The organism is Arthrobacter sp. 179 (genome assembly GCF_052379645.1).
In the GTDB taxonomy this organism is placed as follows: Bacteria; Actinomycetota; Actinomycetes; order Actinomycetales; family Micrococcaceae; genus Arthrobacter_H.
Window position 1 is genome coordinate 57,291 of sequence record NZ_JBQSYU010000011.1, and the last position, 26,971, is coordinate 84,261.

The following is a 26,971-nucleotide window of genomic DNA, read 5'->3' on the forward strand; positions in this document are numbered from 1 at the left end:
GATCTTCGGGCGTACCAGGATCGCCTCGATCACCGTGACCGTCGCGGGACCGAACGGCCGGGACCGAACGGCCGGGCCCGGTCCAGGAACCACTTGGCCGACCAGAGACCGTCCATGTCCTGGTGGTGCTTGGGCACGTGCTCGGCCAAGGTCGAATACTGACCCTTGCGCCCGTGCTTGCGCGGGTGTTCGCAGGCCACGGATTCACCGTCGAAGACCGTGACCTTCGCCGCCGTCAGCCTCACCTTCAGGATCCGGCCCGCCAAGCCGTAGGGAACCGAATAGTGCTGGTAACTCGCGGTGACGTGGTAGTTTTTCGCGGCCTTGAGCTGCTTCCATTCAACGGACTCGAATCGATCATCCGGCAGGGGTTGCAGCAGGTGCGCTTCCTCCACGGTGAACCGCTCGGCCCTGGTCGAGCCGTCCGCGCGCTCGATGCGCTCGTTGATGTCGACCACCCGCTCGTCGACGGCGGCATTCAACTCCACCAGGGTCCTCCAGAGCTCCTCATTCAGGTAGCCCAGGATCCTCTTATTGGCCACGTTCACCGCCGACTCGGCAGCGGCCTTGTGACGGGGACGCTTCGGGCGAGCCGGAACGACCGCCGACCCGTAGTGCTTGGCCAATTGCCGGTACCTGGCATTGACGACACGGGCGCTGTCGTCCTTGCTGGGCCAGTTGGTGGCGGTCGCCGCGTTGTCCGGGACCACGATCTGGGTGGTCCCGCCGAAGGCCTCGAAGGCCTGGACGTGGGCGCTGTTCCAAGCATCTTGCTTCATGTCGGTGAAGGCCCGGCAGAACACCATCCCCGAATACGGCAGCACAGCGACGAAGAGGTACGCCGTGGCGACCTCCCCGGTGATCTCGTCGCTGATCGCCAGCGTGTCCCCGGCCCAGTTCACCAGCATCGCCCGCCCCGGTTAATGATGAAGCGTCGCCACCACGTCATTGACCGCGGCGTAGTCGTTGAACAGCTGGCAGAACTGGGTATACCCGTACTTCTTCCCCTGCACTGCCGGTGCCTGGATGTACCGGTGCCAGCTCTGCTGGAGGGTGTAGTGCCGTTTGGCCTTCATCGACTTCACAATGGAGGCGAAGTCCGGTTGCACGAAACCCGCGGAGACGTTCTTCCTGCCATCGGGGAACGATTCCGCCAACTCGTCCCGGGTCAATGCCGCCGCCTGCCCCGCGGTGATCCCCCGTTCCTTGACAGCCCGGCTCACCGCGGAAACCTCGCGGCGTGAGCAACCCACGATTTCGACAATCTCGCTATAGCTTCGGCGCTCGAGCACCAAAGCCAGGATCGAACTGTAATCGGCCATCAAAGGCCTCCTCCGACGAAGAGGCAGCGCGGGATGCGCCGCCCGATCCCTCAGGAGACCACGGATCAAGTCCCAGCGGTACCGCCTAGCCGAAATGAGCAGTACCACCTACCCGGACTGGGAGTACCCGAAACCCGTACTCGCCACACCACCTGAAAAGCTCCTTCCACCATGTGATGGCCACGTGGTGGAAGGAGTACCGGTAATGGTACGGAAGATCAAAGCGAAGCTGGTTTTGCAGCTGCGTAATCAAAGCCTGTCGAGACGGGCAATTGAATCCGCCCACGGGATATCCAGGCACAGCATTCAGGCAGTCCTCGATGCGGCGGAGCTGGCAGGTCTGGGTTGGGATGACGTCGCCGAGCTGTCGGAGGCCGAGGTGTATTCGGCGTTGTTTCCCGGCCGCGGGGTCCGCGAGAGCGTATTCGAGCACCCGGACTGGGCCCGGGTGCACACCGAGCTGGCACGGGTCGGGGTGACGTTGAAGCTGCTGCATCAGGAGTATGTCGAAGCATCTTCTCGCGCAGGGCAGGCGGTGATGAGTTATGACCGGTTCTGCCAGCTCTATGGCGAGCACGCCGCCTTGAGCGGGGCCTCGTCCCGGGTTGGTCACAAGGCCGGACGCAGCATCGAGATCGACTGGTCGGGCCCACGATGGCCCTGCTGGATCCGACGACGGGTGAGCTTTCGAAGGTGTATTTATTCGGCGCCTGTTTGCCCTTCAGTAGGTATGCGTTCGTGGAAGGGAGCCTGGATATGCGGCAGCAGTCGTGGCTGCGGGCCCATGTGGCGATGTTCACCTTCTTCGGCGGCAGCGTCCCGCGTCTGGTGCCCGACGACAACCTGAAGACCGGGGTGATCTCCCACCCCCGCGAGGGAGAGGTCATTCTCAACGACGCCTACCGTGAGATGGCCGCGCACTATTCTGCCGCCGTGCTGCCAGGCAGAGTGCGCAGGCCAAAGGACAAGGCAAGCGTCGAGAACACGGTCTTCCACATCGCGACCTGGGTCATCGCCGGGTTCAGGCACGAACAGTTCACTTCTTTGGCGCAGTTGCGCGGACGGATCCGGGAGCAAATCGACGCCTATAACCGCCAACCGTTCCAGAAACGGGAAGGGTCTCGGTGGAGCGTTTTCACCATCGAGGAGCTGCCGCTACTGCAACCGCTGCCGGCAGTTCCATTCGAGATCAGCACCTGGACGTATAAGCGCAAGGTGGGAAAGAACGCCCACGTAGTCTGGGCAAGGAACTTCTACTCCGTGCCCTTCAGCCAAATAGGCGGCCATGTTGATCTTCGTGTCACGGAAACGACGGGGGAGATCTACCGAGGTGATGAACGCCTGACCAGCCACCTGCTGCTGCCGGCGACGACCGTGAATCAGTATCCGACGAATGAGGCCGACCTTCCCGAAGGGCGCAGTTTCCAGGCCTGGGACCGGGCGCGGATCCAGGACTGGGCAACCCGGATGGGACCGGCGACCGTCACGGTGATCGAGAAGAACTTCGAATCCGCCAGCATCGAGGAGGCAGGTTATGACCCCGCGCTGGCAGTGCTGCGCCTATCGCGGCGTTTCTCTCCAGCCCGGGTCGAAGCCGCCAGCGCGCTGGCGCTGAAGGGGCCAATCCGCTCTCCGCGCTATGCGCACCTGCGTCCGATCCTCGATACCGGGCAGGACAAGACCGGCCACGTCCCCCTGGAGCCTGAGGGCGATGATGGCGGATACGTCCGCGGCGGCGCCTACTACTCCGGAGGGAACCGTTGAGCCGCCTGGATGGGGAGACCAAACGCAAGCTCCGCGAGATGAACGCAGACGAGTTGCTGGAAGCGATCGATACCCAGGACGAGACACTGTCGATCAGTCTGTCGTTCGAAGAGCGGGTGAGGTTGGTTGTCGATGATGCCTATTCGACGTTCACGCATTCCAAGGTCGCGGGTCTGATTCGACGGGCTGGGTTGCGTTATCCAAACGCGGACCTGCGCCGTATTGATCTCCTTGACGAGCGCGGTCTGAACCGGCAGCTACTGAGCCAGCTCGGCACTTGCTCGTTCGTGACCCGGCAGCAGAACGTTGTCTTCCGGAGGTTCACCGGATCGGGGAAGTCGTTTCTGGGATGCGCGATCGCCAAACGTGCCTGCGAGCATCGCATCCGCGCCCATTACGTGCGGATGCCTGACCTCGAGGAAGCTTGGGTCTCCGCTCAGGACACTCCCGGCGGTGCCGGGAAATTCTTGCGCAAGTATGCGGCCTTCACGCTCTTGGTCGTTGATGAATGGTTGCTGGACCGGCCGACGGAATCAATGCGGGGAATGCTGCTGGAGTTGATGGAGCGCCGTTAGGGCGAGACGTCGACGGTCTTCTGCACTCAGTATCAGCAGAAGGACTGGCACCAGCGGCTCGGCTCCGGCGTCCATGCGGACGCAATCATGGACCGCATCATCCACAACACGGTCTGGGTCGAAACTGGCAACTACAACATGCGGGAGCATACGGCGCTAGGCGGCGTCTAATCCGTAGCGGAGAGCATCGGTGGCGCTATGCCAGACCGTTACTGGTGCTCTCTCGCACGATCGGTGGTGCTGAGTCGCACGATCGGGTGGGGCTCAAAGCCTCTAATACTCAACTGCCCCTGCAGCGTCGGCCCGCAATGGGCGACGGTATCGCCTTCGAAAAACCCGGGCTCTTCCTCGACTTCATCGCTGGTCTTACGGATCGTGATCGAGTTACGCAAGATCTGGCCCGGCCGGGTCGTTGACCGGCCACGGATCGGAACCCCGGCCTTCGCCGGCGCCAAATACCTGTCAATGGTCGCCGCGCTCATATGTTCGAGCTCCTCCCTGACCGTGTGGCTGTATCGACTCTGCCCCGGGGCCAAGGTGTCGTGCTTCTCGAGGCTGTCCAGGACATCGGTCATCGAAGCGGCCAGATACTTTCCGCATTGCCCACCGCTGAGAGCCCAGACATGTTGAAGTACGCGGGTGGCATCGTAGGAATATTTACGGGCCTTGGTCTTCCTCCGATCGATCACCGCGACCGTCGCTGCAGCCCGCCCCGGCGGCTGGTGCAGGCGTTTGACGAGCTGTCGGCGTGCGTGGTCGCGGTTCCAACCAGTGATCTCGGTGACGGTATCTAGGATCCGTCCCTTGTCTGGTTTGGTGGCTTGCCGGTACGCGGTGGCGTATTTCTTGGTGATTTCCACGCGAGCGTTCATCGAGAGCCTGCTTTCCATGCTTCATGGTGCCAAGGTTTCGCGGGCAAAAGTATGTGAGGCACGGCTTCGGCTACGCGGGCACTTTCCATGAGGCTCGTCGCCATCTAGCTATTGGATAGGCACTGGACTACCATCGGGGACCCAGCCAGAATCTTTCTGGCGGCTCCCGAAGGCATGAGCGGTGTACACCACTGAAGCGAATATTCAGTTGCGGGTTGAAACGTAATGCCTGCAGCGATTGGCGTAGCTTTTGTCGTCGTCTCGCACCGTGTCGCGTAGCCCCAACTCAGTTGGAAACGTCACGGTGAAACCAGTGAACTTTCAACAGGTTTCCTATCGTCGAGTCTATTCACTAAATGAATGCCAAACCTTGTAAACGGAAGACCAAAATATATTTTAGGAAACTTCACAAAGCAAAAATGTAAATCCTAAAGTCTCTGTGCTGACGTTGAAAACGCCGCACGACCGGCCTCCGTTGTGATCGGCACCCAGCGGGGTGCCTGAATAGATGGAGACTCCAAAGTCCGCCGTATGGATACATTCTCGAAGACAGCAATCAAATACAACTCTGTCAGTGGACTGCTTCCTTGCGAAGAACTTGCTTCACTCAACATTCGCTGAGTAATCAGCCCGTCGAATTCGAGTCCTGATGATCCGGTGGAACTAACTTTCACGGGGACTGAGATAGCTGGGCCCTCCGCTCGATTCTCCAACTGCAGCCTAAATACTCCAGGCCCCTTCTTCAGGAAGTTTTTATCCGTCGCCCATGCTAGCTGTCCGGCAAGTTTCACATCGCCCATTCGAGTCTTCTCAAACTTCTTCAAGGTTGCGACGGTATTCGAAACATCACCCTCAGTATGGCGAGACCGCTTTTGAGACCATGCTTGAGACACAACATTTGACCATTTTTGCAGAACGGTTTGGTCACTGAATTTGTAGCTCTCCTGCCAGGCAGTTTGACCCATCTCCCCAGCCAATTTTTCGCTTCTGCATAGCCCAATAATCCGATGTGCTGCAGCGTCCACGTCGCCAATGGATACCAAGTAACCACTCTTAGAATCAGTGATCATTGCCTCGGGCCCATACTTGATGTCGAAGGATACAGGAGGGCATGCTAAACCCATACTCTCAATAAGCGTGAGAGGAAATCCCTCGTATCTGCTCGTGAGTAAAGAAAAACTAGCAGTAGCATACTTTGCAGCCGCGTTGTGTTCATATCCGCAAAGCTTGACATTTTGCGATAAGGAGAGGCGGTCGATCTTATTTTGCAAGGAAGCCTGAGCGGGCCCTTTACCGTATATTTCCAATTGGATACTAGGGATGGTTTCGCGGACTCGATCAATGATGTCGATGGCGATGCTGAAGTTCTTGTTTGGCAGAAGGCTTCCAATCATGATTCCAACGTTCGCCCTCCTATGGCCAAACGGCGGAAGACGTGGAGCAGGACTTGCCGGATTGGGAACGACAAACAAGTTATCGGTCAAGCCGAATCGACTAGCGTAATCGTCACGTTGCCTATCAGTCAGGAATACCAAACCATCCCACCGCCAAGATTCGTCAAAAATTTTTGCACGGCTGGGAGCAATAGCGCTTCGGACTGGGTCTCGTGAACCGACGACATGACTGCTATGAATCACAACAAGCTTTACAGCATGCGACAATTCCAAAGTTCGAAGATTGGTTGCTGCCTCCTTGTCGTCGAAAATAAAAGTAGTCTTCGAGTTGTCCGCTAGCTCGGTGAGCCAATTCCTGTAAAAGGCGCTGGCACTCCGGAAAAGTGCACAGGCCATTTCTTCCTTGTCGAGCAGCCAGACGCTCCTCTTTGTGGGCCGATTATCGTTGTCGAGAGTACTGACGTCTAAAAGGAAGGTACTGCCGTCGGGTCTAAAACACTCGCGATATACGATCGAGTTAGAAGAATTACGTGCTACCCGCATATAGAGGAGTCCTGCAGAATCATGGATCGACTCGTGCGAGATCTCGGCTCGATCAACGAACGCAGCTCTCAATTGAGACAAGTTCGGCTGAGACACGGGCCCACTGCTCGGCTTTAGAATATCTTTTGAGCGGTAGTACTGAAAGACATTCAGAACTTCCATTTCTTCCCTGAGATAGCCGCGATCAACGAGTGATTGAAAAAGTTCTTTGTGATTTGGGTTCATATCGAAACAAAGAATCGGGGCATGAACGTTTGCCAATTGACTTAACGCTCGAGCGCGGCGCATGCACATCGAGGTCATTCCCCCGAATGTTTCAGCGATACTCCACATAATCAGAAAGTATTTCGTCGCCGGCATAGTCACGGTCATTGTGATCCTAACTACAACTATTCGCTAATGATGCGTTGACATCGCAGAGCTTTGCTCCAACGGTACTACAGCTTGGAATCTACCCTAAGGTTTTCCGAGTCTACGAGATCATTTGGCTCTGTAGAAAGGGACTGCTGCAAGGAAAGGAGACAATTTGAGTGTCAGGCTGCAAGAGCAGCTATGTCCATGATTGCTTCGTACTCCACGGGGGTCAACCGCCCGCGTTGACTCATCAAAGATGCCCGCGTAGCGGCACGTCTGCCGAGCCGGTGTCCACCGGCTCGGCACGCTAAGCCATGGAGCAGTCCAAACTCGAACGCAGAGCAGTCACGAAAACCACCGCCCTCCGATACGCCCGATCAGACCGGACAGCCAAAAAGACCATCCTGGACGAACTATGCGCCTTGACCGGTTGGCACCGGGACCACGCACGCAAAGCACTGAGCCAGGCGCTGATTCTCAAACCGGTCAAGCCCCGGACCCCGAGACCACCGCTTTACCCTCAACCGGTGATCGAGGCGCTGCGATCGTGCTGGGCCGTTCAGGGCAACCCCTGCGGGCGACTTCTGGCCGCCGCACTGCCGGAGCTGGTCCCGAGGCTGCTGCGGTTCAAGGAGCTTCAGATCGACGATGCGACGGCGGCACTGCTGCTGAAAATCGCACCGGCAACCATCGACCGCCGTCTCAAGGCCGGCCGGGCGAAACTCGATCCGAGATGGCGCTTTCATACCAAGCCCGGGACCTTGTTGAAGAACACCATTCCGATGCGGACCTAGGCCGAGTGGGACGAAGCCAAGCCCGGTTTCGTGGAGATCGACCTGGTCGGCCACGAGGGCGGCAATTCCAAGGGCGAGTTCTGCTTCACCCTTGACATCGCCAACATCGCCAACAGGTGGACCGAGACCGTCTCGGTGAGGAACAAGGCCCAGAAATGGGTATTCGCGGCCATCAAGTCCGCCACGGCCAAGTTCCCTTTCCCGATCCTTGGAATCGATAACGACAACGGGAGTGAATTCTTCAACTGGGAGCTGTTTCGCTGGTGCGAGCAGGAGGAATGAACCTGCACCAGGTCCCGATCAGGGAACAAGAACGACGGGGCCCACATGGAGCAGAAGAACTGGCATATCGTTCGCCAGACCGTTGGCTACCATCACTACGGCACGTCGGCGGAACTGGAACTGGAACTGCTGAACAGGATCTGGGAGCTGCAGCGGCTACTGACGAACCACTTCGCTCCGCAGCAGAAACTGGTCAAGAAGGTACGCAACGGGGCGAAGATCAGCAAGAAGTACGACGCCCCGGCCACGCCGTATCAGCGGGCCCTCGCCGCCACGGACACGGTCCGCAAAATGGTCAAAACCAAGCCGTCGAGGGAAACAAGCCCTTCAATCCAGCCACGATCCGACGACAGATCCAAGCGCTCTGCGACGATTTACTCGCCTTGACCACCGCTAAGCAGTGCGCCAAACCCAGTCCAGCCATCCGGGCAAAATCAGATGATCCTGCGAATCTATCCAGACGGGCATCTTGACGCTCATGATGTTATTAGGCCATCAGCCCAGCGTGACTCATATTTTGACTGACGTCGATGTGGTTGTCCTACTCATGATCCGTCCGCCGGACTGGTGGCCTGCACGAACCGTGCTGGTGAGCCGGACATGACCTAATAGGAGCTCGATCAGGAATCCCGTTACCGTCTTGTCTGCCCGACCCGCAAACACGGAACCATCCCGCCGCTCTGCGGAGGAACTGGTTCCATCATGACAAACGAGAAAATAGGAGACGACGCCGGCATCGACACGCACGCCGACACGCACCACGTGGCACTGATGACCGACTACGGAAAACACCTCAGGGGCCGTAAGTTCCTGGCTGCGGGTTCCTGGTATCGGGAGATCGCCGCCTACCTGACCAGCTTCGGTCCCGTCACCGCCGTAGGGGTCGAGGGAACCTGGTCCTACGGAGCCGTACTTGCACATGTGCTGGCTGGCCATGGCTTCGCGATCCGGGAGGTGAACCACCCCAACCGGGCAGAGCGGCGCCTGCGCGGCAAATCGGATCCGTTGGATGCCTACCAAGCCGCCGAACCAGTACTCTCAGAAAGGGGTACATCGACCCCGAAATCGCGCGACGGGTTCGTCGAAGCGCTACGAGTCCTACGTACGGCACGGACAAGTGCCATGAAGGCCCGCACTGCAGTGCTGTCGCAGATTAGCGCCGTACTGACGGCTGCTCCCGAGACTCTCAGAGCCAACTCCGTGGCATGATCAGCGAAGCCCACGTAAAGGCCATGACGCCCACGCGCCCAACAGGCAACCCAGCAGATCCAGGTATCGCCACCACACTGACGCTGAAACGCATGGGATCCCGACACCCGTTCCCCAGCCAGGAGATAGCTGAAGTCGATCTCGAGCTCTCCCAGGTAGTCTTCGTGCACGCGCCAGCTCTACTGGAAGTCAATGGGGTTGGCGCCGTGATCGCGTCGCAGCTTCTGATGACCGTGGGAGACAACCCAAAGAGGCTGACCAGCGAGGTCGCATTTGCCGCGTTGAACGGCACCGCACCGATCCCGGCGTTCTCGGGGAAAACAAGCCGTCACAAGCTCTCCAGAGGCCGCGACCGCCATGCAAACGCCTCGCTCTAACGGATCTTTCTGGTGCGCATGTCCAAGGACCGAAGAACCAGCGACTACGTGGTCAAGCGCACTGCGGATGGCAAGAGTAAAAAGGAGATTATCCGCTGCCTTATATGTTGCCCGCGAAATTTACCGGGTACGACAAACCCCAAGATCAGCGCCGCCCACCAAGGACCTGCAGCTCCAGCGCATTGAGCTTGGACTGACAATGACCAATGCCGCAAGGGATCTCGGTGTTTGGCCCACAACGATCCAGCCCATCGAACGACGGCAAATGCGTGACCATGAAGCGATCAACCGTTTCCGGGACTGGATCGAGCAAAAGGCCTTGATCAATGCTTGACAACCATAGGAGCATCATGATTATCCGGGGTGGCTTGGCGCAGTTGTTCGGCGGCTTGTTGGTGTCCTCTGAGGCGGTAGGATTCCCCGTCCATGTTTAGCACCACGGAGCGGTGTAGCAACCGGTCCAGCAGGGCGGCGGCGACCGTGAAGTCGCCTAGGATCTCGCCCCAAGCACCCACCGGACGGTTTGTCGTGATCACGATGCTCGTTTTCAGGTAGCGCTGATTCACGACCTGAAACAGTGCCGAAGCCGCCTCCTGCGGCAGCGCGAGGTAGCCCAGTTCGTCGATCACGAGCAGGGTCGGTCCTGCGAAGTAGCACATCGTGGTGGACCAGCGACCCTCGATGGCGGCTTTGTGGCATTTGGCGGCCAACTCGGCTGCCGAGGTGAAATAGACGCGGTAGCCGGCCTCGACCGCGGCACGCCCCAACCCGACGGCCAGATGCGTCTCCCCCACTCCGGGAGGCCCGATGAGCAGTAGGTTCGTCGCTGTCTCGGTCCAACGGCAGGTGGCCAACTCGGCAAGGAGTGCCCGATCGATCCCCTTGGCGTGGTCGAGGTCGAAGTGGTCTATGTTTGCCTCGGTAGACAGGTTCGCGAAGCGCAGTCGTCCGGCCAGGCGTCTAGCTTCGGTTTCGGCGACCTCAACGGCCAGGACCCGGGCCAGGCTCTCGGTATTGGACCAACCCGCGGTTGTGCCCTCATCGAGAATCGAAGGCAGTGCCTCGGCTGCGGTGCCGAGTTTGAGCACCCCGAGGTGGGAGCGGAGCTGTTGGTAGGTGGATGCGTGGGCAGTCATGGCCGGTGTGGGTCCTTTCAGCCGCGGCACGCTCGTAGGCCGCCAAGGGGATGATGGTGGCATCGGGGCGAGGATCCGTCCTCGCCAAGCAGGAGGTGCGCGTTAGCCACGGCTTCAGGTCCCGGAGGGATACGTTCCTTGCGCCGATGTGGACGTGCGGTGTTCGCCCCTGCCATGGCTGCTTGGTCCAGGACGATGATCTGGCCGACGTCGCGGATGATGGCACCGGTCCCGTCGGCCGTGCGCCGGTGCCTGGCCAGAACCCTCACGCTGGGGGGCGCAATTTCCACGACGGTGGTCCCCAGCCGGTGGCTGACCTGACCACTACTTTCGCGGCGGCGAGTTCCGGTGGAACGAAATATCGGTTTCCCCGCCAGGAGACCAGTGCTTGCCCTGAGGCGGTACGACTCTCGGAGATGGTCGCCGGATATGGTGCCGGCAAAGCAGCCAGAACTTCACCGGCGGCCATCGCGGTAGTGGTGCTCTTGGCCTGGAGAGCCCGTCGTTGGCGTACGTCCTGAGAGGTGGCAAATGCTGCCACGGATGTCTGTCCAGTTCGAAGGTTGTTTCGTCTGGCAGGGTCCGCCACCAGCGTTGGGCCGCGGTGTGGGTGTTCTTTTCCACCACTTCCTTTCGGTGACCCGAACGCGGTGAGCAGAGCGCGAGCTGGACTCCGTAGTGCTTGGCGAAACCAGCGAACACGGTGTTCACATCCCCGCTCGAGACGTTATAGACCGTGGACATCCGATCAAACCGCCAGATCTTTGTTGTCCCTCCCAGCAGGCCTACGGCGGTGATCATCGCTTCGAACAGATGCGGCTGTTCCACGGACGGGGCCAGCACGGCCCTCCATTCGCCCGAATGCGGCAGCGACCCCACCAGTGTCAGTCGCCATTAGGAACTGCCCGCTGGCGGCCACCATTCCTTCCCGCTGATGGCCAGTAAAAATGCGCGGTGGCGGCCAGATGGTTTGCCCGCGTGGCAGGATTTTCGTGGCTGGCCGCCGACTCGGTTTAGTCCAGTGGCATGACTCCCTTTCCTGCCACTAAGTTGGCAGGTTTTCCTTGCCGAACTGGCCTACAAACAGTCGATCACACACACCGAGTCGCCGGTGGTCTGGCAGACATGTGCGTGGTGCAGTAGCCGGTCCACAGTCGCGGCGGTCAGCGTCTTGGGCCTCAGCTCATCGAAGCCTGCCGGGCGGAGGTTCGAGGAGACCGCGATGGAGCGTTTTTCGTAGGCGGCATCCACCACCCTGCAGAGGCCCTCGGCGGCATCGCTGGCCAGAGCGAGCAGCCAGATGTCATCGATGAGCACCAAATCCGAGCGCAGGATTCTGGCCACGGCCCGAGTGATAGTGTCATCGGCGCGATGGGATCGGACCAGGGTGCCCAGGTCCTCTAGGGTGAACCACGCCACGCGCATCCCTTCCTCGATGGCTCGCTTTCCCAGTGCCTCGAGGAAGAACGTCTTCCCGGTCCCGGAAGGACCGCAGAGCACGAGATTCTCCTTGCGGTGGATCCATTCCAGGGTCTGCAGGGCCCGCTGGGTCGGTGCCGGTATGGACGATGCTGCCTCGTACCAGGTCTGGAAGGTCTTCCCGGTGGGGAATCCAGCGGCCTTGCGACGGGTGGCGAGCATGGAGCGGGCCCGACTGGCGGTCTCCTCGGTGAGCAGGGTCTTGATGGTCTCGACCGGTGCCCATCGTTGGGCGTGAGCAGTGGCCAGGATCTCGGGGCGATCGCGCGGGCGTGGGGCATCTTCAGTTTGCGCATCAGCGCCTCCAGATCCGATGGCAGGGCAAGGGCGGTGGTGTTGGGCATGGTGATGCTCATCGTCTTTCCTGCGCCCCCGTGGCGCCTGCTGGATTGGTGCCGAGGCCGGCCCACCCGCTGGTTCCCTGCGTAAACGATTTGTCCTCGGTTGCCGCGTGCTGGCCGCTCTGATGCCCTGCGGCGTTGAGCAGCGACGCCAGGTGGCCGTGGGCGAAGCTGTGGTGCACGGCGGCGACGCCAAGGGTCTTGTCGACCTCCCCACTCCCGGCGATCTTGGGCAGCATAACTTCCTCGTCCATCTTCTTTCGGATCTGCACGGTCCCGGCCGCGGCGGCCTCCGGGAGCCAGGACCGGGCACTGGCGCCGATACCCCGGAACTCGGCCTCCGCCGCCGAGCCCAGCACGATCGCGTAGTCGCCGGGGACCTTGGCCGGGTCGTGGTCGGGGAAGTGCGCGTCGATGATCGACGGAGAACAGGCAGGGCCTGCCGGTGGCGGGCGACCTCGACGGGTCCTTCGTCGCCTACGTGGACGATCACCACCACCGCCTTGGTCCCCGGTTCCGTACAGGAGGACAAAGACCTCTGCGCCGAGCAGTTCGGAGGGCACCGAGTACTGCGCGTTTTCGAACGTCGCCATGGGCGTGTTGACCGGGACCTTGCGCCCGATCGCGTGCGCGATGGTGTAGGCGGTGGCCGGGACCGGGTGCAGGTCCGGGCGCTCACCGGCCAGGGCATCGAATGGTCTGCGGCAGATGGTGCGGTGCTCCCGTTTGTTGACCATGTCCATGAAAGCGGCGCACGCGGCCTCGAGCTCGGCGAACGACGCGTATTCGGTCAGCAGGTTCGTCTCCTTGGGCACCAGGTCGGCCTTGGCGACCTTCACGGCGTTTTTCACCCCGCCCTTCGAGGCGGGGCCTGCGGGCTGACAGGTGAGGACCTCGACGAAGTAGTGGGCGGCGAAGTCCAACGTGGGTTGGTTGCGGACCGGTAGCCCGGTCATGTGCATCGTGGTCACGGTCTTCTCATTGTCGGTCAACACGTAGGTCGGCACACCGCCGATGAGCCGGAAGCTGCGGTACAAGGCGGCGAACACCCTCGGTGCGGTGCGGTCACGCAACGCGATGAAGATCCCGAACCTAGACCATGCCAGCCAGGCGATGAACAGAACCGTCTTGGCTTCGTCGATGACCGGGCCATCCCCGAAGTCGTAGTGGAGCCAGGCCCCTGGTTCGGTGGTCCAGGGCCGGTGCACCCGTCGGCAGCCGGCCCGGTAGGCGGGCTTCAGGTCGCCCACGACGTGGCGGGTGGAGCGTTCCGAGCCCTGGTATCCCATCGTGGTGAGTTTGAGGTGGGCCGTATCGAGGCGGATGCGCCCGTTGCTTTTGTCAACCCATTCCTCGATCTTTTCCAGCCACGGGTCGGTGACCCGTCCGTGGTCGGTCCCGGAGCCGGGTGAACGTCCGTCGTAGCGGTCGCGGATCTTCGCCGCGACGGTGTGGTGGAAGAGCAGCCGGCCAGGTCGGCGGCGCCGCGTAGGGACTCTGTCAGGTCGTAGGCAGCAAGTATTTCCATGGTTTCTAAGGCATCCTTCATAGTGGGCCTCTTCCTGTTCGGCGGATTTGATTCGACACCGTTATCCAACAGCAGGGGGAGGTTACCGCCGCGTTCATGGCGGGGAAGTGAACAATGCGGACAAACTTGATGGCCGCCAATGGGCAATTCCACTGGCCATATCCGGGCAGTTCCCTTGGCCGTCAGCAGGTAATTCCGTGGCCGCCTACGGGCAGTTCTTCATGGCCGCTAACACACCAGCAGCAACGCCTTGCGCATTCCCCGTCCGGCCGCCGGGTTCGGAAATTTAAACCAATCGAACATGGTTTCCGCTCCTGGAGGGTGCACGATGATCGCATTCGGACGCTGCAGTACGTTCTTGCATGATCGGAATGGCGGACGCAGATTCCGTTCGCAGATTTGGCGCTTCAGGCTTTGGTAGGACAACGAGAAATCGAGTTTGTGCAGCTCGTCCATCAGCGTCTGGGCCCAGAGGTGCGGGTCCTCGGCCAGTCGGGCCCGGATGTAGTCCTCAAAGGCATCGAACGGATCGAGCCCGGTGCGTTGGCGTTCCGCTGCGACTCGTTGCCCGTTCAGATGCGAGCGGATGGTTTTGCGGTCCCGTCTCGTCCTGCGGGAGATCTCGCTGATGGTTATCCCGTTTCTTCTCAGCGCGTGAATGTCCACGCCTTTCCTCCGTGTCAAGATGAGAGAACGGGCCTTTCTCGAATACTGGTGTGTGGTCAGAAACCACCAGTCTCGGGGGAGGCCCATGCCTCGTTATTGGATCAACACGAGGTGGGGAATTTCAGTGAGCGCCATCAACGTCACTGACCGAGAAAGACTTTGTAATGGAGATTTCACGATCGATCGGCTTGATACTGCTGCACGGAGTACTCGCTAGTCGGACGCACCATAGAGCGCCTCAGCCGGTTAGATATCAACTCGTAGTTTCCGCTCGCGATAGGCGACCCGAAGCATTTAGCTGACTCAGCCGAATCGGTGCGATATTCCAGGTAGAAAGAGTCGGTAAGTCACCTGCCCGAACCGATCTCGAGTGCAGGTGACGTACGTTTGACCATCGTTCGCTTTCCATGGGCATATCTGCTCCACTGTCGCAGCCTAGTGCTTGCTTTCTGCAACAATAGTCAACTACTCCTATACGGCAAGAAAAACTACTCAAAAAAAGTAAAGACCCATTGGTTGGTCCTATGGCCACCGCGACATGAGCGCGCAAGCACGTGCAGAAGCCTGACCGAAAAAGGTCCATCAGAGAAGTTCGTCGACTGTCCTCGCTGCCGCCCGCCCATCGTCTCTCGGTGCAAACCGCGCTGCGAAGCTTCGAATCTTGGCCTGCTGCTCCAAGGTCATGATTGAGGCCGCTTCGATTGCATCAAAGAGTTCGACTTCATCCTGGACAATAGGCCCCGGTAGTTCCGTCTGGTAGTCGAGATAGAACCCCCGCAAATTGTCGCGGTAGTTTTCCAAGTCGTAGGCATAGAACACCATGGGCCTACCAAGAATCGAGTAGTCGAAGAACGACGATGAGTAGTCCGTCACCAACATGTCACTAGCGAGGAAAAGTTCTTGAATGTCTGGGTATCCCGAAACGTCCATGACACTAGCTTTTGCTTCGTCCGGAATGACAAGTTTGCTGTTCACTAGAACGTGGGTGCGAACCAGAAGAATCGTGTCTGGTCCGAACCTCTCATGGAAATGTAACGGATTGAAAGGCCAGTCGAAGGCAAAGCGCCCACTCTTCGTTGGTTGATCGTCCCTAAAAGTCGGAGCATAGAGAATTACTTTGGTCTCTGTTGGAATGCCCAGACGTTGTCGTACGGATTGTCGGACAGTTTCCCCGCGTTCTCCGACCAATACATCATTCCGAGGATATCCCAGCTCATAAACCGGCCCCTTATACTGGTAAGCCGATTGCATTGCTTTCGTTGCATAGGCACTTGGCGACAGCAGCGCGTTCCATTGCGCCGAGGCTGTTGCTACTCGTGTTTTGTAGCCTTCATCGCGACCATAGAAGTTATCCTGATCCATGAACATTCGCTTAAGGGGTGTGCCATGCCACGTCTGGATGTACATTCCGTGCTTTCGCCGGTGGATGTAATGAGGGAAGTTGTGGTTATTGACCCAAAATTTCGCGCGCGCAAGATTCCAGAAGAATCCTGGAGAGTGACGCTTGTGGACGACAGTATAGTCGTCGCGCATCGGAAGCATTTTGTTGTATATCCACACCTTTTTCCGAGTGTCACCACGTCGGACGAGTTCCTCATAGATGGCCCTCGGGCTGTCGCCGAATTGGCGGCCTTGCCCACTCTCAAAAACAATCACATTTGGATCCAAGGGCAAAAGTCTGAAGAGTTTATAGAGCTGTTTCATGATGGGCAGATATTGTTTCTGCCTCCGCCCGGCGAGAGTCACAGCCTTCACGAATTCGCTGCTCAAGGCATTCCGCAATGAACTGTTGTGCGTCTTAAACTGGGAAATGGCGACAAATGTACGTTCGTTGTTGCTTCCCTTCCTGTGGGTGAGGAATCTAGACGCCCTTTCATGATACAGATCTTGCATGCGGCAACTACGGTCAATCATAGAAGACAAAGCTTGCAGCACTCCCGCCTGATCCGCGACCACTGGCCCAGGAAGTTCGGTCGTGGGGTCGGCGTGTGGAGCAGGGAATCTATCTGCATCGAACTGGTAGTAGACAACTGGTCTATCCAAGAAGGCAAAGTCGAACGCCACACTGGAGTAATCGGTAACCATCGCAGAGCTTTCCTTCATCAGCCGCTGTACATCAACTTCTCCTTGGATGACGACTCGAACGTCGTCTCCCGCAAAGTATCTGCTGAACTGCTGCATGTTCGGATGAAGGCAGAAAACGATGCTCGCTCCATCTCTTCGTTTCAAGTCATCGAGTTCTTGACTGTTGAGGAGCTCTAGCCAGCGCTGGTAGTACTCAGAATCCGTGAAATAGTCTGGATCCTGAAGCCAAGGCCTCCAAGTCGGCATGATAAGGATTTGGTTCTCATTCCGAACGACGTCACCCGCAAAGAGTGCATCAAACCGAGTAAACCCGGTCACAGCTACTTCACGAGGAGCATATCCGAAATCACGGACGAAGAATTCCTTTTCGCGCTCGGAGCAAACAAGGATCAGATCCGTTTGAAAGTCGCTCACTTGTTTGCCGTAGTTGGGCACCATCCATTTAGCGCCGGTGACGCCGTGTTGGAGAAAGATCTTGTCAGCCTTGACGCGACGTTCAAACTCCGGTGTGCGAATTGGATATAAGAATCCAGGATCGTGTGTTCCAACGATTCGATCTGCCTCAAGGACCTTGTCGATGTGTTCTTTAGAACGATAATCAAGGATGTGGTCGTATCCTTCGAGATTCCTTCGTTCAGGCGAGTCCCTACGAATTACATAGTAGGCGTCTATTTCGGGATGGAACTCACGCATGAACCGAAAGAAGTGCAATCCGTTGTCTTGTGCTTTGTAGGGCAATTCTCCGATGACCCAAACGGGCTTCGACGGCCCAGCCTTCTTCCGCACGATTTGACGTCGGAGGCTTTGTTGCAAGTAGCGAAAGACCTGTTCGTCGAACAACTCCAGATACAGCGACGGATTCTTAGCTTTGAAAGTGTAGTACGGAGTAACTGAAAGAGTCTTCCCTGCTCCGGAGACTGAGTCCCCCGAGGAGTGTCGCCGTACTAGGTACCGGCTCTTACCCACCCGCCTACGAAAACCTTCCTTAGAAGTACTACTGCTGAGTTCCAAATAAATGTCGACAGTATCGTCAACAATCAGGCCCTCAAGAAGGTCATCAGAAAAATCATAGGTCGCGGTGAAGAAATACCGCCGGAGACCGAATCGAAGACGAGTATTTACCTCGTCAAAAGTGAAGTCGAGCGGAGCTCTACCGCGGAAGCCCGAGGTACGGCCTAAGAGGAGAAGCGCTGCACCTGTTAGCTCTGCGTTCCGCGTGAAAATTTTTCCCTTAATCCGCAGGACGCCACTCTTGACTTCCAGCCGATCATTACGTATTAGAGCGTAATCGGGAAGATCCTCATTAACCAGGACGGAGAGAAAGCCATATCTATTTACGTAGAGGGTGAAGCGGTCCTCCCCAAAGAGAACCTGGGGGGCAAGGATAAAGTCTGTCTCTCCTGCACGCCCCAACGGATACCTGTAGTAAAGTCCATTTTCCGTCCGCTGAACGCTAGCTGCGTTTTTCGGGACTTTTCCCGGAGGAGCCGATACGTCAGCGTAAAGACGGAAGCGGATTCCTGGCTCATCTGTTTGGCTATTAGTCTCCTGCTGAACAACTCGCGTCAAGGGGAGAACATTATTGTGTACGCTCGCCAAATCAATGACAGTTTCATACGATTTAGTCTCGGGGGCATCGTCAAACGATTTGGCAGACCTATCGACAAATTGCGCGAGCTCGAACCATTCGCCGTCGATTCGACACCAGAGACCAGAAAGATTCAAATAAGGAGCGACAGTTAGGCTAACAGCAAATTTTCCCGTTGTTCCAGGTACCGGTCGGACGTTCAGGTACTGGATCAGCGCACCTGCACTGCTTGCCTGGCGCTTTGCCTTACGGCGCATTTTCTGCAGTGTGACTGCTCGCTCTACGCCGCGTTCCAGATTTCGCTTCAATTGGGCACTTCTCGACACGTGGTAGTCCTTAGCTAATTTCGGGTTTCACACAACACTATCGTGGGGAACGTGGTTCTAGCAGGACATTTTCCTGTCTGCTGAACGCAGAAGCGACATGCCGATGCAGGCCGTGGATGTAGATCTGCAACCACAGATGCCAAGAGCCCTCTCTTGCATACCCGTTAGGTCAATCTGGAAGAGTGTTAATTCTTTCGCCAGCATAGTCGTCGGACAGCCACCTCTTCAATTTCCATTTGCTACAAACGGGACAGAGATGGCACATCCTGCCCATGTCTTAGACCTTGTCGACGCCAACCGAAAATAGGACCACACACGACAACTGAAAATGAGGCCACCTGACCATTATGGAAAGGTGATCACATTTGGACGATTGGGCAACTATCCGCCACCGGTACGCCAACGAGAAAATATCCAAACGCGAGCTTGCACGACAGGCCGGGGTTCCCCGCGGGACCGTGGACCGCGCTCTGGCCGCGGAACGCACACCGCGTAACGAACGTGCGCCGACCGGTTCGAGTTCGATACCTACGAAGCCAGAGTGAGGTCACTATTGGCCAAGACGCCTACGATGGCAGCCACGGTGCTAGCCGAACGGCTGCAATGGCCAGGCTCGTCATCCCTATTCAGATCCAAAGTCGCCGAGCTGCGTCCCGAATATGCGCCGTCCGATCCTGCCGACCGGCTCGAACGCAAGCCCGGAGCAACCATCCAGTGGATTTGTGGTTCCCGCACGAGGGCATTCCAATCGGCCACAGCCAGCAGGACGGGCCCCCGGTACTCGTGATGACCTCGAGTTTCTCTGGTTTCATCCAGGCTCGGATGCTCCCGACTCGCACCACCGAGGGCCTCCTCTCAGGGATGTGGTCAGTGCTGCGGGACGCGGCTGCGGTGCCCCACCGGTGGGTCTGGGACAACGAGATCGGAATCGGGCGAGGAAAGCTGACCGAGACGGCCAGCTCCTTCGCCGGGGTCCTGGGCACCGAGATCAAGCTGCCTCCACCAAGGGACCCCGGGTCCAAGGGAATGGTCGAGCGCATGAACGGCTTCTTCCGGCGCGGCTTCATGCCCCGACGCACCGTCACCCACCCCGATGACTTCAACGACCAGCTCAACGGTTGGCTACCGCGGGCCAATGCACGATATTCACGATCCCACCATGGCCGCCCGACCGAGCTGGTGGTCGATGACCGGGCCGCGATGCGAGCCTTGTCGCCGGTGGCTCCGGAAACGATGTTCCGCAAAAGCATCCGGTTGCCACGGGACTACTACGTGCGGGTCTTCTCCAATGACTACTCCGTCGATCCCTCCGCGATAGAGCGCATCGTGGATGTCAGCTGCGATCTGGAGACCGTGAAGGTCACGTGCGATGGCAAGTTGTTGGCCGTTCACGAGCGTCAATGGCCAGGCACCAGGTTCTGACCGATAAACAGCACTTGGCCAAGGCCGCCGAGTTGCGTCGTGCCTACCGTTGCCTGAAGAAGCCGCAGTGCCCGGGCGTTCAGGTCCGCGATTTATCGATCTATGACGAGGGCTTCGGGGTCGGCGTTCCCCACGACGGCCGCAATCTGACGGGAATCGTTCCGTGAACGGCGCCGACTCAAGCATCGAGTACTACGCCCGTGCCCTGCGCGCACCCCGGATCAGCGATGCGTATCAGGCGTTGGGCGAACAAGCCCGGCAGGCCGGCTGGACTCACGAGGAATACCTGGCCGCGGTATTGAGCCGGGAAGTTGCCGAACGGGAGGCATCAGGCTCGGCCCTGCGGAACCACACGGACAAGTTTGGGGGCCATAAGACCCTGGAGGAGTTAAACTAAGATCATCAGTCGGCGGCGGACCGCAACCTCTGCGCCCACCTCGGGACCGGGTCGTTTTTGCACGAAACCAGGAACGTGGTCCTGCTTGGTCCGCCAGGGATCGGGATCAAGGCCACTCAAGCCGGGCATAAGGTGCTCTTCGATTCGGCCGTTGGCTCGGTGGCCAGACTGGCGGCAGCAGATGACCGTGGCCCGTTGGCCCAGGAACTGGCCAAGCTACGCCGCTACAAGCTGATCATCGTCGATGAAGTCGGATACATCCCCTTCGATCAAGCCTCAGCGAATCTGTTCTTCCAATTGGTCGCCTCCAGATACGAACACGCTTAGCTGATTCTCACGAGCAACCTGCCCTTCAGTCGGTGGGCCGACGTCTTCGGGGACGCTACCGTGGCTTCGGCCATGATCAACCGGATTGTTCACCACGCGGAAGTCATCAACCTCACCGGGAACAGCTACAAGCTCCAGGGCCGGATCAAACCGCAGACTCTGGCACACTATGTGTGGACTCAACACATCGTTCACCCATGTCCTGGGACATCGTTTCGCCCGTAGGCAATCCGAAAACCCGGGCCCAGCCAGCGCACTGATCCTTCACCTAAAGACTCGGGACATCGTTCCCCGTCGTGGCTGAACCCGAAGTCTCGGGACATCGTTCACGATCTGGAAATGTGAGATCAACGAACAAGGCCATCATCATGGCCATCACCCAGGCATCCATGTCCACCAAGTCCGCCGCGCAGCACTTCGACGTCACCGAAAGGTGGATCAAGGAGCTCCTCAGCCGCTACGCCCGCGAAGGCGAAACCGCATACCACCCACGTTCCAAACGACCCAGGACCGCCCCCAACCGAACACCCGAGCACATCCGCGAACGCATCGTCTTCCTCCGCGGTCACCTGGTTGCCCAGGGCCTGGACGCAGGAGCGGAAACCATCCGGATCCACCTGGAACAAGAAGGCCACAAAGCCCCGGCAAAGGCCACGGTCCACCGCATCCTCCGACAAGCAGCACAGGTCACCAACCAGCCCCAGAAGCGCCCCAAATCCTCGTTCATCCGCTTCGAGGCCGCCTTTCCCAACGAGATGTGGCAGGCGGACTTCACGCACTGGAGGCTGGCCGACGGCAGCGATACCGAAGTGCTGGACTTCATCGATGACCACTCCCGGCTCCTAGTCAGCATCCACGCATACCGGCGGGTGACAGGCAGGAACGTCGCGGACCAATTCACTCAGGCCTGCACCGAGCACGGCCGGCCCCAATCAACACTGACCGACAACGGACTGGTCTTCACCGCCCGATTCACCACAAAGGACCGGGGAGAACAACCCGCCATGAACCTGTTCGAAAAACTCCTGCAGCAATGGGACATCCGGCAAATCAACGGCTCGCCAAACCACCCGCAAACCCAAGGCAAGATCGAGCGGTTCCACCGCACTCTCAAGCTCTGGCTCACCGCACAACCCCGAGCGGAAACGCTACGGCAACTCAACGTCCAACTGGCCGAATTCCAACGGGTCTACAACACCGAACGCCCGCACAAGGGAGCAGGACGACGCACGCCCCAGACCGCCTACTTGGCGCTGGGAAAGGCCACGCCGATTCCCCAGCCACGCGAGGAGCACCGGGTCCGCACCGACATCGTGGACAAATTCGGAAAACTCACATTAGGTACGGCGGCGCCCTACGCCACCTCGGAATGGGGGCCACCTATTCAGGCGTTCCGGTCCGAATGATCATCGATGAAACCGACGTCACGGTCATCAGCAGAAAAACCGGCGAAATCCTCAGGTACTTCAAAATCGACCCATCGAAGAATTACCAAAAAGCAATTTCCCGCCTGAACAGGTGACTCGTTAAAGACTAATGTCTCGGGACATCGTTCTACCGATGTCCCGAGACATTACAGACTCTGGCACACTAGAACCACGACGAGTGGCCCTGTTTTCACTTGGCAGAAGTGGCCCTATATTCGGTTGGCGTTGACAGACCTGATGCGGGACATCCACGGAAATATGCAGGCCTAGATAAAATTTAGTGAACCTGTTTCGCTGCCAGCGCGACTCCGGGTTCCTATAAAAACGACATCATTCTCTTCACTCAGCGACCGCATATCGTACTTATCGGCAACTCGCTCAACTGCCTTTAGGAATCGTCTGCTCGGAGGAAAGCACTGGGGTCGAAGAAGCCTCGAAAGCTGTGGTCCGGTAGCTGACTCTGAAGTCGCGACAGCGCCTAATTGGCGATCGACCTTAGCGCATCAAAAAATGGATCTTCCACTCCTTCGATTTCTAAGTGGAAAGCTACGCGTGGGGAAGGTTAGTCATAAATGCGTCTGGATGCTCTCGACGCGCCCGCGTGAAATCTGTTCTAATGCTTGAAATCGCGCCAGAGATTCCCCCGAGTTCCTGCGCTGACAAGTTGACAACCTTCAAATCAGCGTTGCGGTTTCCGAGAGAGTCAAGCACCAGGTCTCGGGTCCACTCGTCATCGACCAAGACGTAGTCGAAACCGTTTAATCGGTTATTGATCCAACCTGTTTGTTCGTTGCCCCAATACACATGGAACATCCCATGATAAGCAGTCTCGCGGAGGTTGTGTTTGGCCTGTTCAAGATAGAGGACCGCAAACGGGGACAAAGCCTTGGTGATCATCTCCGTCTGCCCACTCCCGGCGCCCAGGTAGACGGGCAGGTACGTTCGCCTCCGGAGCTTGAGGTAGGTCATGTAGTTCCCGACAACCAAAGCTATCGACCTCGACGAAGCGAGTGCCTCAACTTCGGGAATGCGTTTGATAATGCCTTTTGCTCCTGCCGGCGATGCCATGGAGCACAATACTAAATCGACCGATCCGTCACTATGGACGTCCTGCAACGATTGCGCCGCCTGCTGTTCGGCTTTCTCCCTACTTATCCGTCTAAGTAGCGCTTCCCACGAATTTTTCACGACATCCCGCACTGGAAAACTGGGCTTCACTTGATGCAGCTCCGGGGCTAACTCGTCGCGGCCCCATTCATCACGCTCCGAGATCGTTCGTTCGAGAGCCCTCTTGAACCTTGTCATTGAGGCACCCGGCGTGCGGTCTCCATAGTAGAAGTCTGCCCACCGTCGGATACGCGCACCCAGCTCGTCATCTTTTCTCACTTGATCGACGATCCGTACGACATCCGCCGCATCACATTCCGCCAGCATGGGCATATCGGATATAAAACCAGTCTGCGTAACCGTGGTCTCAGGGGCGCTGGGAATGGTGATGAGAATCGGTTTGCCAGTCGTCAGCCAATCGTAGGCGACTGCTGAAATATCAGTGATCATTACGTCTGCGACATCGAGCTGCCACCCGAACACTCCGGCGTCGATCATATGCTGTGCGGCTGGGTCACGGGCTATGGCGTTCGCGAGCATCCCCCTCGCCTCTGCATCTGCTCTGGCGACCTCTGCATCTTGTACACCGGTCCGCGGGTGCGGTCTGTAAATCACTCGGAAACGTCCATCAGCCAACAGGCCGGATAAAATGGAAACCCCATGTGTCGCGACCGATCCATAGCGCATGGACGGTCGTCCGCCTTCCCACGTCGGGGCATAGAGAATGGTGGTTCGGGTCGTTCGCCGTTTGAGAGGAGACGGGCGCGGCATGTCGATTTGTGGACGGCCGATCTCCATGGTTTTTTTATCGACGTCGTAGTTCAACAGATGCGTCGAGAGGCGCTGGCGAGACGCCTCACCTGCAACGAAGAAGTAGTTGAAAACCTTCATCCAGTTGGATGCCATGTAAATCTTGTCTGATTCGCCATGGCTAATAAAAACATGCTGGGCATTCGTCAGTCCCAAAACCGCATAGTTATTGTAGTTCTGATTCGGGTATAGAACCACCTTCGGAGCGATGCGTTCTCGCAGTTCCTTGAGATTTCCCAACCCCTGTGCCAACACAACCTTGAGAGTCGTTTCCGAGGCGATAATCTTTGCAGTCTCGGGACGGTGGCAGAAAATAGCCACGGAGAAGTCTCCGCCGAGTTGCTCCAAGGGCGCATACCACTGACGTACTTGGTAAAGGTTCACAGGATCGTCGGCAAAGTTGAGCAAGATATCGACGTGTCCGTTCTTCGGCGCGGCAAAAACGGGGTCTCGACGCATCTTGGCTCGTCGGAGACTATTGGTGACAGCGGCTACTACTCTCTTGAACAGCGTGTTGTCTCCTTCATAATTTCGTGTCGTTGCTCTTCAAACCGGAAAGAAGAAGCCCTGGGACATCCCTTCTTAGAAGGTCGTCTCGCCAAGCTCCCTGTTCGCGCTCAGCAACTGTCCGTGCCGGGATTGGGTTCAGCTCAGCTCTTTGACGATCTGGCTCAGACTATCGAGGGTGCGTTTGAGCTCGGTTACGTGTCGCTCATCGAAGGCGCTGAGCACGCGCTTCATCTCAGTCGTCGAGATCCCAGAAGTTCTAGGCAGGTAGATCACGTCGACCTTGTCTTCGAGGTCATCGAATTTGCCTCGCCAGTCGTCGCCGATCCCAAAAACATTTACACCATATTTGGCGATATCCTCACGTTTCTGAGCCCAGTTGTCTTCGGGAATGGCTTCATCCACATAACGAATCGATTGGACGATTTCAACACGTTGGTCAAAGGGGACGATGGGTTTTTTCCCTTTGATGGCGTTGAACTCATCAGTCGATACCCCCACGATCAGGTGATCGCCTTGTTCCTTGAGACGCTTCAAGATGTTGAGGTGCCCGATGTGGAAGAGGTCAAAGGTTCCGTAGGTCAATACGGTCCTGGTCATGTTCTATTGCCTGACGTCGAAGGGCTAAGGTCCATATTCACTTTAGACGACACTCGCCCTACGTTCACGTTTCGAACAACACGTGTTCTTGCCATGATTTGCCGCTGTAGTGCATAGAAGCTGTCGTACATGGACCGAGATACGGTTCCAACCCGTCTTCAGATAACCGGAGGTCGACCTGCGAAGGTCATGCGAAAGTGCGTGCTCCACTTCAACTTTGGACGCGATACTTGGTACCAAGGTGAAGTACGGTAGCCCGACGCCAATCCTGCAAGATGCTGGCGCAGGCCTTTGCGGTCGTTCCGAAGACGGATCACATTGATCAGTGTCCAAGACCCGACATAAGCCCAGCTGAAGGGCCAGCGCAGGTTGCGGCGTGCCAACCAGACGCGGTTGCGGGCGTTCAATCGATGAAATTCGCCATGCCGTCGCGGATCAACCACCGGGTGGAAGACGCGAAGGTCCCCTGCATACCAGACACGATGACCGGTGTCCCATACCCGCCACGCTAGTTCGATACCTTCATGGGCATACCAGAAGCCCCCGGCCCAGCCGCGGGTGGCTTCGAAAATCGTTCTTGGCAAGAGCAGGCAGGTCTCACCTACATGGAAGATATTGCTGGACTCTCCCGCAGTGCGTTTATTCAGCCGCGGGATCCAACGACGTGGCGATTCATCGTCCTCGGGATCGGCAATGCGTGGCATGAGCATCCCCATATCCGGATACTTTCGGAAACGACCCACTGCGTTTTCCAGGAAATCCACGTCTGGTAGCCACGAATCATCGTCGAGGAACAGAATGAACTCTCCCGAAACTCGGGGTACTCCGGCGTTGCGTCCGGCGGGGATACCAAGATTGGCCTCCAAATACACTGGAATAAAGCCGTCCGGCAGTCCCCCAGGAAACGACTCTGGATCCCAGCCGTTTCCGACAACCGCCACGTCCATATGAACGCCTTTTTGGAACTCTAGCGAGGCAAAGGCCCGCCGGAGCTCCTGCGGTCGGTCCCCCATCGTAAGGATGACGACACCGATGCTCGGAGGTGTGTCCGTTGTGCTGTTGGGGTCCAAAACTGATTCCTAGGCGCTGAGACGGGATGAGGCCATGCTGGCCACAAAATGTCCGAGGTTGACGAACAGGGTAATCGGTAGCAGAGCCCAGAGCAGCCAGCCCTCGACTGTGCCGGGCTGGCTTAGAAAAGCCGCAACGATGGAAGCTGCAAGGATCAACAGGCTCAGTTCAACGGCATGCAGAAGCCGGTGGAACGGCAGGAAACGGGCTGCCCTCCGGAGACGACCGATCAACGTGGTCGCGGGAATCGCGCGTGCCTCACCGGTGTCGGGCAACTTGCCCAGACCCGCCATACCGCGAGCGGCATGGACCATCAGGCTCAGCGACCTGTTGAGCACCAACATCAGAGCCACGAGTGCGCCGATGAACAACATTTGGTAGTCGAGGCCAGAGGAGGTATCGTCTTCGTTTCCGAGAATAATCCGAAATGCCAAGGCGATCGGCAAGAGTGCCTCCGTAGTGTGGTGACCGACCATGTCGATGAAGATACCCTTAGGGCCCTGGGTCCGTCGCCACCGCGCGACTTCGCCGTCACAGCAGTCAAAATACAGCTGGAGTTGCGACAGCAAAACGGCAAGGAGCGGGCCCCATATCCCGGGGATCAACAAGGTCGCGGACATGCCCCAGCCAGCCAGGATCATTAGTCCCGTGACTCCATTTGCACTAAT

At 58.1% G+C, this 26,971-nt stretch carries 21 protein-coding genes and 4 pseudogenes; 12 read left to right on the forward strand and 13 right to left on the reverse strand.

Features of this window, described 5'->3' with window-relative positions:
- Nucleotides 1-29: 29 nt before the first annotated feature.
- Both ACT3UE_RS08640 and ACT3UE_RS08645 read right to left on the reverse strand, forming a co-directional pair.
- A complete protein-coding gene (locus tag ACT3UE_RS08640) occupies nucleotides 30-908 on the reverse strand; it encodes a Mu transposase domain-containing protein (RefSeq protein WP_444566546.1) in 879 nt (292 codons plus the stop codon).
- A 12-nt stretch (nucleotides 909-920) separates the two neighbouring features.
- The gene (locus ACT3UE_RS08645; protein WP_444566547.1) at nucleotides 921-1,322 is read right to left on the reverse strand and encodes a hypothetical protein; all 402 of its coding nucleotides are present in this window, start codon (nucleotides 1,320-1,322) and stop codon (nucleotides 921-923) included.
- A gap of 205 nt (nucleotides 1,323-1,527) precedes the next feature.
- Here ACT3UE_RS08645 and istA point away from each other — a divergent pair.
- Both istA and ACT3UE_RS08655 read left to right on the forward strand, forming a co-directional pair.
- A pseudogene (gene istA / locus ACT3UE_RS08650) lies at nucleotides 1,528-3,086 on the forward strand (IS21 family transposase).
- Nucleotides 3,083-3,832, forward strand: a pseudogene (locus tag ACT3UE_RS08655) (ATP-binding protein). Before istA ends, ACT3UE_RS08655 begins: the two co-directional pseudogenes overlap by 4 nt.
- Nucleotides 3,833-3,870: 38 nt before the next feature.
- Here ACT3UE_RS08655 and ACT3UE_RS08660 read toward each other — a convergent pair.
- Together ACT3UE_RS08660 and ACT3UE_RS08665 are read right to left on the reverse strand one after the other, a co-directional pair.
- On the reverse strand, nucleotides 3,871-4,521 hold the full coding sequence (locus tag ACT3UE_RS08660) for a hypothetical protein (protein ID WP_444566548.1): 651 nt from the start codon (nucleotides 4,519-4,521) through the stop codon (nucleotides 3,871-3,873).
- 440 nt (nucleotides 4,522-4,961) lie between these two features.
- Nucleotides 4,962-6,842 (reverse strand): glycosyltransferase, encoded by a 1,881-nt coding sequence (locus ACT3UE_RS08665; protein ID WP_444566549.1) that lies wholly within the window; start codon nucleotides 6,840-6,842, stop codon nucleotides 4,962-4,964.
- A gap of 509 nt (nucleotides 6,843-7,351) precedes the next feature.
- Here ACT3UE_RS08665 and ACT3UE_RS08670 point away from each other — a divergent pair.
- The 6 genes from ACT3UE_RS08670 to ACT3UE_RS08695 all read left to right on the forward strand — a co-directional run bounded on the left by ACT3UE_RS08670 (nucleotide 7,352) and on the right by ACT3UE_RS08695 (nucleotide 9,820).
- On the forward strand, nucleotides 7,352-7,618 hold the full coding sequence (locus ACT3UE_RS08670) for a hypothetical protein (protein ID WP_444566550.1): 267 nt from the start codon (nucleotides 7,352-7,354) through the stop codon (nucleotides 7,616-7,618).
- A gap of 30 nt (nucleotides 7,619-7,648) precedes the next feature.
- Nucleotides 7,649-7,900, forward strand: coding sequence for a hypothetical protein (locus ACT3UE_RS08675; RefSeq protein WP_444566551.1), 252 nt, complete (start codon nucleotides 7,649-7,651; stop codon nucleotides 7,898-7,900).
- Between the two features lie 45 nt (nucleotides 7,901-7,945).
- Nucleotides 7,946-8,287, forward strand: coding sequence for a hypothetical protein (locus tag ACT3UE_RS08680; protein WP_444566552.1), 342 nt, complete (start codon nucleotides 7,946-7,948; stop codon nucleotides 8,285-8,287).
- Between the two features lie 315 nt (nucleotides 8,288-8,602).
- Entirely contained in the window at nucleotides 8,603-9,109 is a 507-nt protein-coding gene (locus ACT3UE_RS08685) for an IS110 family transposase (RefSeq protein ID WP_444566553.1), read from the forward strand.
- Nucleotides 9,106-9,486, forward strand: a complete 381-nt coding sequence (locus ACT3UE_RS08690) for a transposase (protein WP_444566554.1) — start codon at nucleotides 9,106-9,108, stop codon at nucleotides 9,484-9,486. The genes ACT3UE_RS08685 and ACT3UE_RS08690 overlap by 4 nt, the downstream gene beginning before the upstream one ends.
- 199 nt (nucleotides 9,487-9,685) lie before the next feature.
- Entirely contained in the window at nucleotides 9,686-9,820 is a 135-nt protein-coding gene (locus tag ACT3UE_RS08695; protein WP_444566555.1) for a hypothetical protein, read from the forward strand.
- On the opposite strand, the gene istB (ACT3UE_RS08700) is transcribed toward ACT3UE_RS08695, so the two are convergent.
- The 5 genes and pseudogenes from istB (ACT3UE_RS08700) to ACT3UE_RS08720 all read right to left on the reverse strand — a co-directional run bounded on the left by istB (ACT3UE_RS08700) (nucleotide 9,810) and on the right by ACT3UE_RS08720 (nucleotide 18,566).
- Nucleotides 9,810-10,622 carry an IS21-like element helper ATPase IstB gene (gene istB, locus ACT3UE_RS08700; protein ID WP_444566556.1) on the reverse strand — a complete coding sequence of 271 codons (813 nt, stop codon included), beginning with the start codon at nucleotides 10,620-10,622 and terminating at the stop codon, nucleotides 9,810-9,812. The two genes, ACT3UE_RS08695 and istB (ACT3UE_RS08700), sit on opposite strands and share 11 nt — an antisense overlap.
- A 1,077-nt stretch (nucleotides 10,623-11,699) precedes the next feature.
- A complete protein-coding gene (locus tag ACT3UE_RS08705) occupies nucleotides 11,700-12,569 on the reverse strand; it encodes an ATP-binding protein (RefSeq protein WP_444566580.1) in 870 nt (289 codons plus the stop codon).
- A pseudogene (locus ACT3UE_RS08710) lies at nucleotides 12,454-13,991 on the reverse strand (IS21 family transposase). The gene ACT3UE_RS08705 and the pseudogene ACT3UE_RS08710 overlap by 116 nt, the downstream one beginning before the upstream one ends.
- A 207-nt stretch (nucleotides 13,992-14,198) precedes the next feature.
- Nucleotides 14,199-14,636: a hypothetical protein gene (locus ACT3UE_RS08715; protein WP_444566557.1), complete on the reverse strand. Its 438-nt coding sequence runs from the start codon at nucleotides 14,634-14,636 to the stop codon at nucleotides 14,199-14,201.
- A gap of 582 nt (nucleotides 14,637-15,218) precedes the next feature.
- Nucleotides 15,219-18,566, reverse strand: coding sequence for a CDP-glycerol glycerophosphotransferase family protein (locus tag ACT3UE_RS08720; protein ID WP_444566558.1), 3,348 nt, complete (start codon nucleotides 18,564-18,566; stop codon nucleotides 15,219-15,221).
- A gap of 891 nt (nucleotides 18,567-19,457) precedes the next feature.
- Between ACT3UE_RS08720 and ACT3UE_RS08725 the strand changes: the two genes are divergently transcribed.
- The 4 genes and pseudogenes from ACT3UE_RS08725 (at nucleotide 19,458) to ACT3UE_RS08740 (ending at nucleotide 22,187) form a co-directional block, all read left to right on the forward strand.
- On the forward strand, nucleotides 19,458-20,057 hold the full coding sequence (locus ACT3UE_RS08725) for a Mu transposase domain-containing protein (protein WP_444566559.1): 600 nt from the start codon (nucleotides 19,458-19,460) through the stop codon (nucleotides 20,055-20,057).
- Nucleotides 20,036-20,224: a hypothetical protein gene (locus tag ACT3UE_RS08730; protein ID WP_444566560.1), complete on the forward strand. Its 189-nt coding sequence runs from the start codon at nucleotides 20,036-20,038 to the stop codon at nucleotides 20,222-20,224. The genes ACT3UE_RS08725 and ACT3UE_RS08730 overlap by 22 nt, the downstream gene beginning before the upstream one ends.
- A pseudogene (gene istB / locus ACT3UE_RS08735) lies at nucleotides 20,221-21,006 on the forward strand (IS21-like element helper ATPase IstB). The gene ACT3UE_RS08730 and the pseudogene istB (ACT3UE_RS08735) overlap by 4 nt, the downstream one beginning before the upstream one ends.
- Before the next feature lie 116 nt (nucleotides 21,007-21,122).
- Nucleotides 21,123-22,187, forward strand: a complete 1,065-nt coding sequence (locus ACT3UE_RS08740; RefSeq protein ID WP_444566561.1) for an IS481 family transposase — start codon at nucleotides 21,123-21,125, stop codon at nucleotides 22,185-22,187.
- A gap of 567 nt (nucleotides 22,188-22,754) precedes the next feature.
- Here ACT3UE_RS08740 and ACT3UE_RS08745 read toward each other — a convergent pair.
- The 4 genes from ACT3UE_RS08745 to ACT3UE_RS08760 all read right to left on the reverse strand — a co-directional run bounded on the left by ACT3UE_RS08745 (nucleotide 22,755) and on the right by ACT3UE_RS08760 (nucleotide 26,944).
- Nucleotides 22,755-24,584: a CDP-glycerol glycerophosphotransferase family protein gene (locus ACT3UE_RS08745; RefSeq protein WP_444566562.1), complete on the reverse strand. Its 1,830-nt coding sequence runs from the start codon at nucleotides 24,582-24,584 to the stop codon at nucleotides 22,755-22,757.
- A 186-nt stretch (nucleotides 24,585-24,770) separates the two neighbouring features.
- Complete coding sequence (locus ACT3UE_RS08750; RefSeq protein WP_444566563.1) at nucleotides 24,771-25,232, reverse strand: adenylyltransferase/cytidyltransferase family protein; 462 nt, start codon at nucleotides 25,230-25,232, stop codon at nucleotides 24,771-24,773.
- Between the two features lie 158 nt (nucleotides 25,233-25,390).
- Complete coding sequence (locus ACT3UE_RS08755) at nucleotides 25,391-26,245, reverse strand: glycosyltransferase family 2 protein (protein ID WP_444566581.1); 855 nt, start codon at nucleotides 26,243-26,245, stop codon at nucleotides 25,391-25,393.
- Nucleotides 26,246-26,311: 66 nt separating this feature from the next.
- A complete protein-coding gene (locus ACT3UE_RS08760) occupies nucleotides 26,312-26,944 on the reverse strand; it encodes a CDP-alcohol phosphatidyltransferase family protein (protein ID WP_444566564.1) in 633 nt (210 codons plus the stop codon).
- Nucleotides 26,945-26,971: the final 27 nt, after the last annotated feature.

Bases quoted from the DNA above. Each gene is read 5' to 3' on its own strand.
- ACT3UE_RS08640 (WP_444566546.1), bottom strand. From the start codon at position 908: ATGCTGGTGAACTGGGCCGGGGACACGCTGGCGATCAGCGACGAGATC.
- ACT3UE_RS08645 (WP_444566547.1), bottom strand. From the start codon at position 1,322: ATGGCCGATTACAGTTCGATCCTGGCTTTGGTGCTCGAGCGCCGAAGC.
- ACT3UE_RS08665 (WP_444566549.1), bottom strand. From the start codon at position 6,842: ATGACCGTGACTATGCCGGCGACGAAATACTTTCTGATTATGTGGAGT.
- ACT3UE_RS08680 (WP_444566552.1), top strand. From the start codon at position 7,946: ATGGAGCAGAAGAACTGGCATATCGTTCGCCAGACCGTTGGCTACCAT.
- ACT3UE_RS08685 (WP_444566553.1), top strand. From the start codon at position 8,603: ATGACAAACGAGAAAATAGGAGACGACGCCGGCATCGACACGCACGCC.
- ACT3UE_RS08690 (WP_444566554.1), top strand. From the start codon at position 9,106: ATGATCAGCGAAGCCCACGTAAAGGCCATGACGCCCACGCGCCCAACA.
- ACT3UE_RS08695 (WP_444566555.1), top strand. From the start codon at position 9,686: ATGACCAATGCCGCAAGGGATCTCGGTGTTTGGCCCACAACGATCCAG.
- istB (WP_444566556.1), bottom strand. From the start codon at position 10,622: ATGACTGCCCACGCATCCACCTACCAACAGCTCCGCTCCCACCTCGGG.
- ACT3UE_RS08720 (WP_444566558.1), bottom strand. From the start codon at position 18,566: ATGCGCCGTAAGGCAAAGCGCCAGGCAAGCAGTGCAGGTGCGCTGATC.
- ACT3UE_RS08725 (WP_444566559.1), top strand. From the start codon at position 19,458: ATGCTCCCGACTCGCACCACCGAGGGCCTCCTCTCAGGGATGTGGTCA.
- ACT3UE_RS08730 (WP_444566560.1), top strand. From the start codon at position 20,036: ATGGCCAGGCACCAGGTTCTGACCGATAAACAGCACTTGGCCAAGGCC.
- ACT3UE_RS08745 (WP_444566562.1), bottom strand. From the start codon at position 24,584: ATGCGTCGAGACCCCGTTTTTGCCGCGCCGAAGAACGGACACGTCGAT.
- ACT3UE_RS08750 (WP_444566563.1), bottom strand. From the start codon at position 25,232: ATGACCAGGACCGTATTGACCTACGGAACCTTTGACCTCTTCCACATC.
- ACT3UE_RS08755 (WP_444566581.1), bottom strand. From the start codon at position 26,245: ATGGGGGACCGACCGCAGGAGCTCCGGCGGGCCTTTGCCTCGCTAGAG.
- ACT3UE_RS08760 (WP_444566564.1), bottom strand. From the start codon at position 26,944: ATGATCCTGGCTGGCTGGGGCATGTCCGCGACCTTGTTGATCCCCGGG.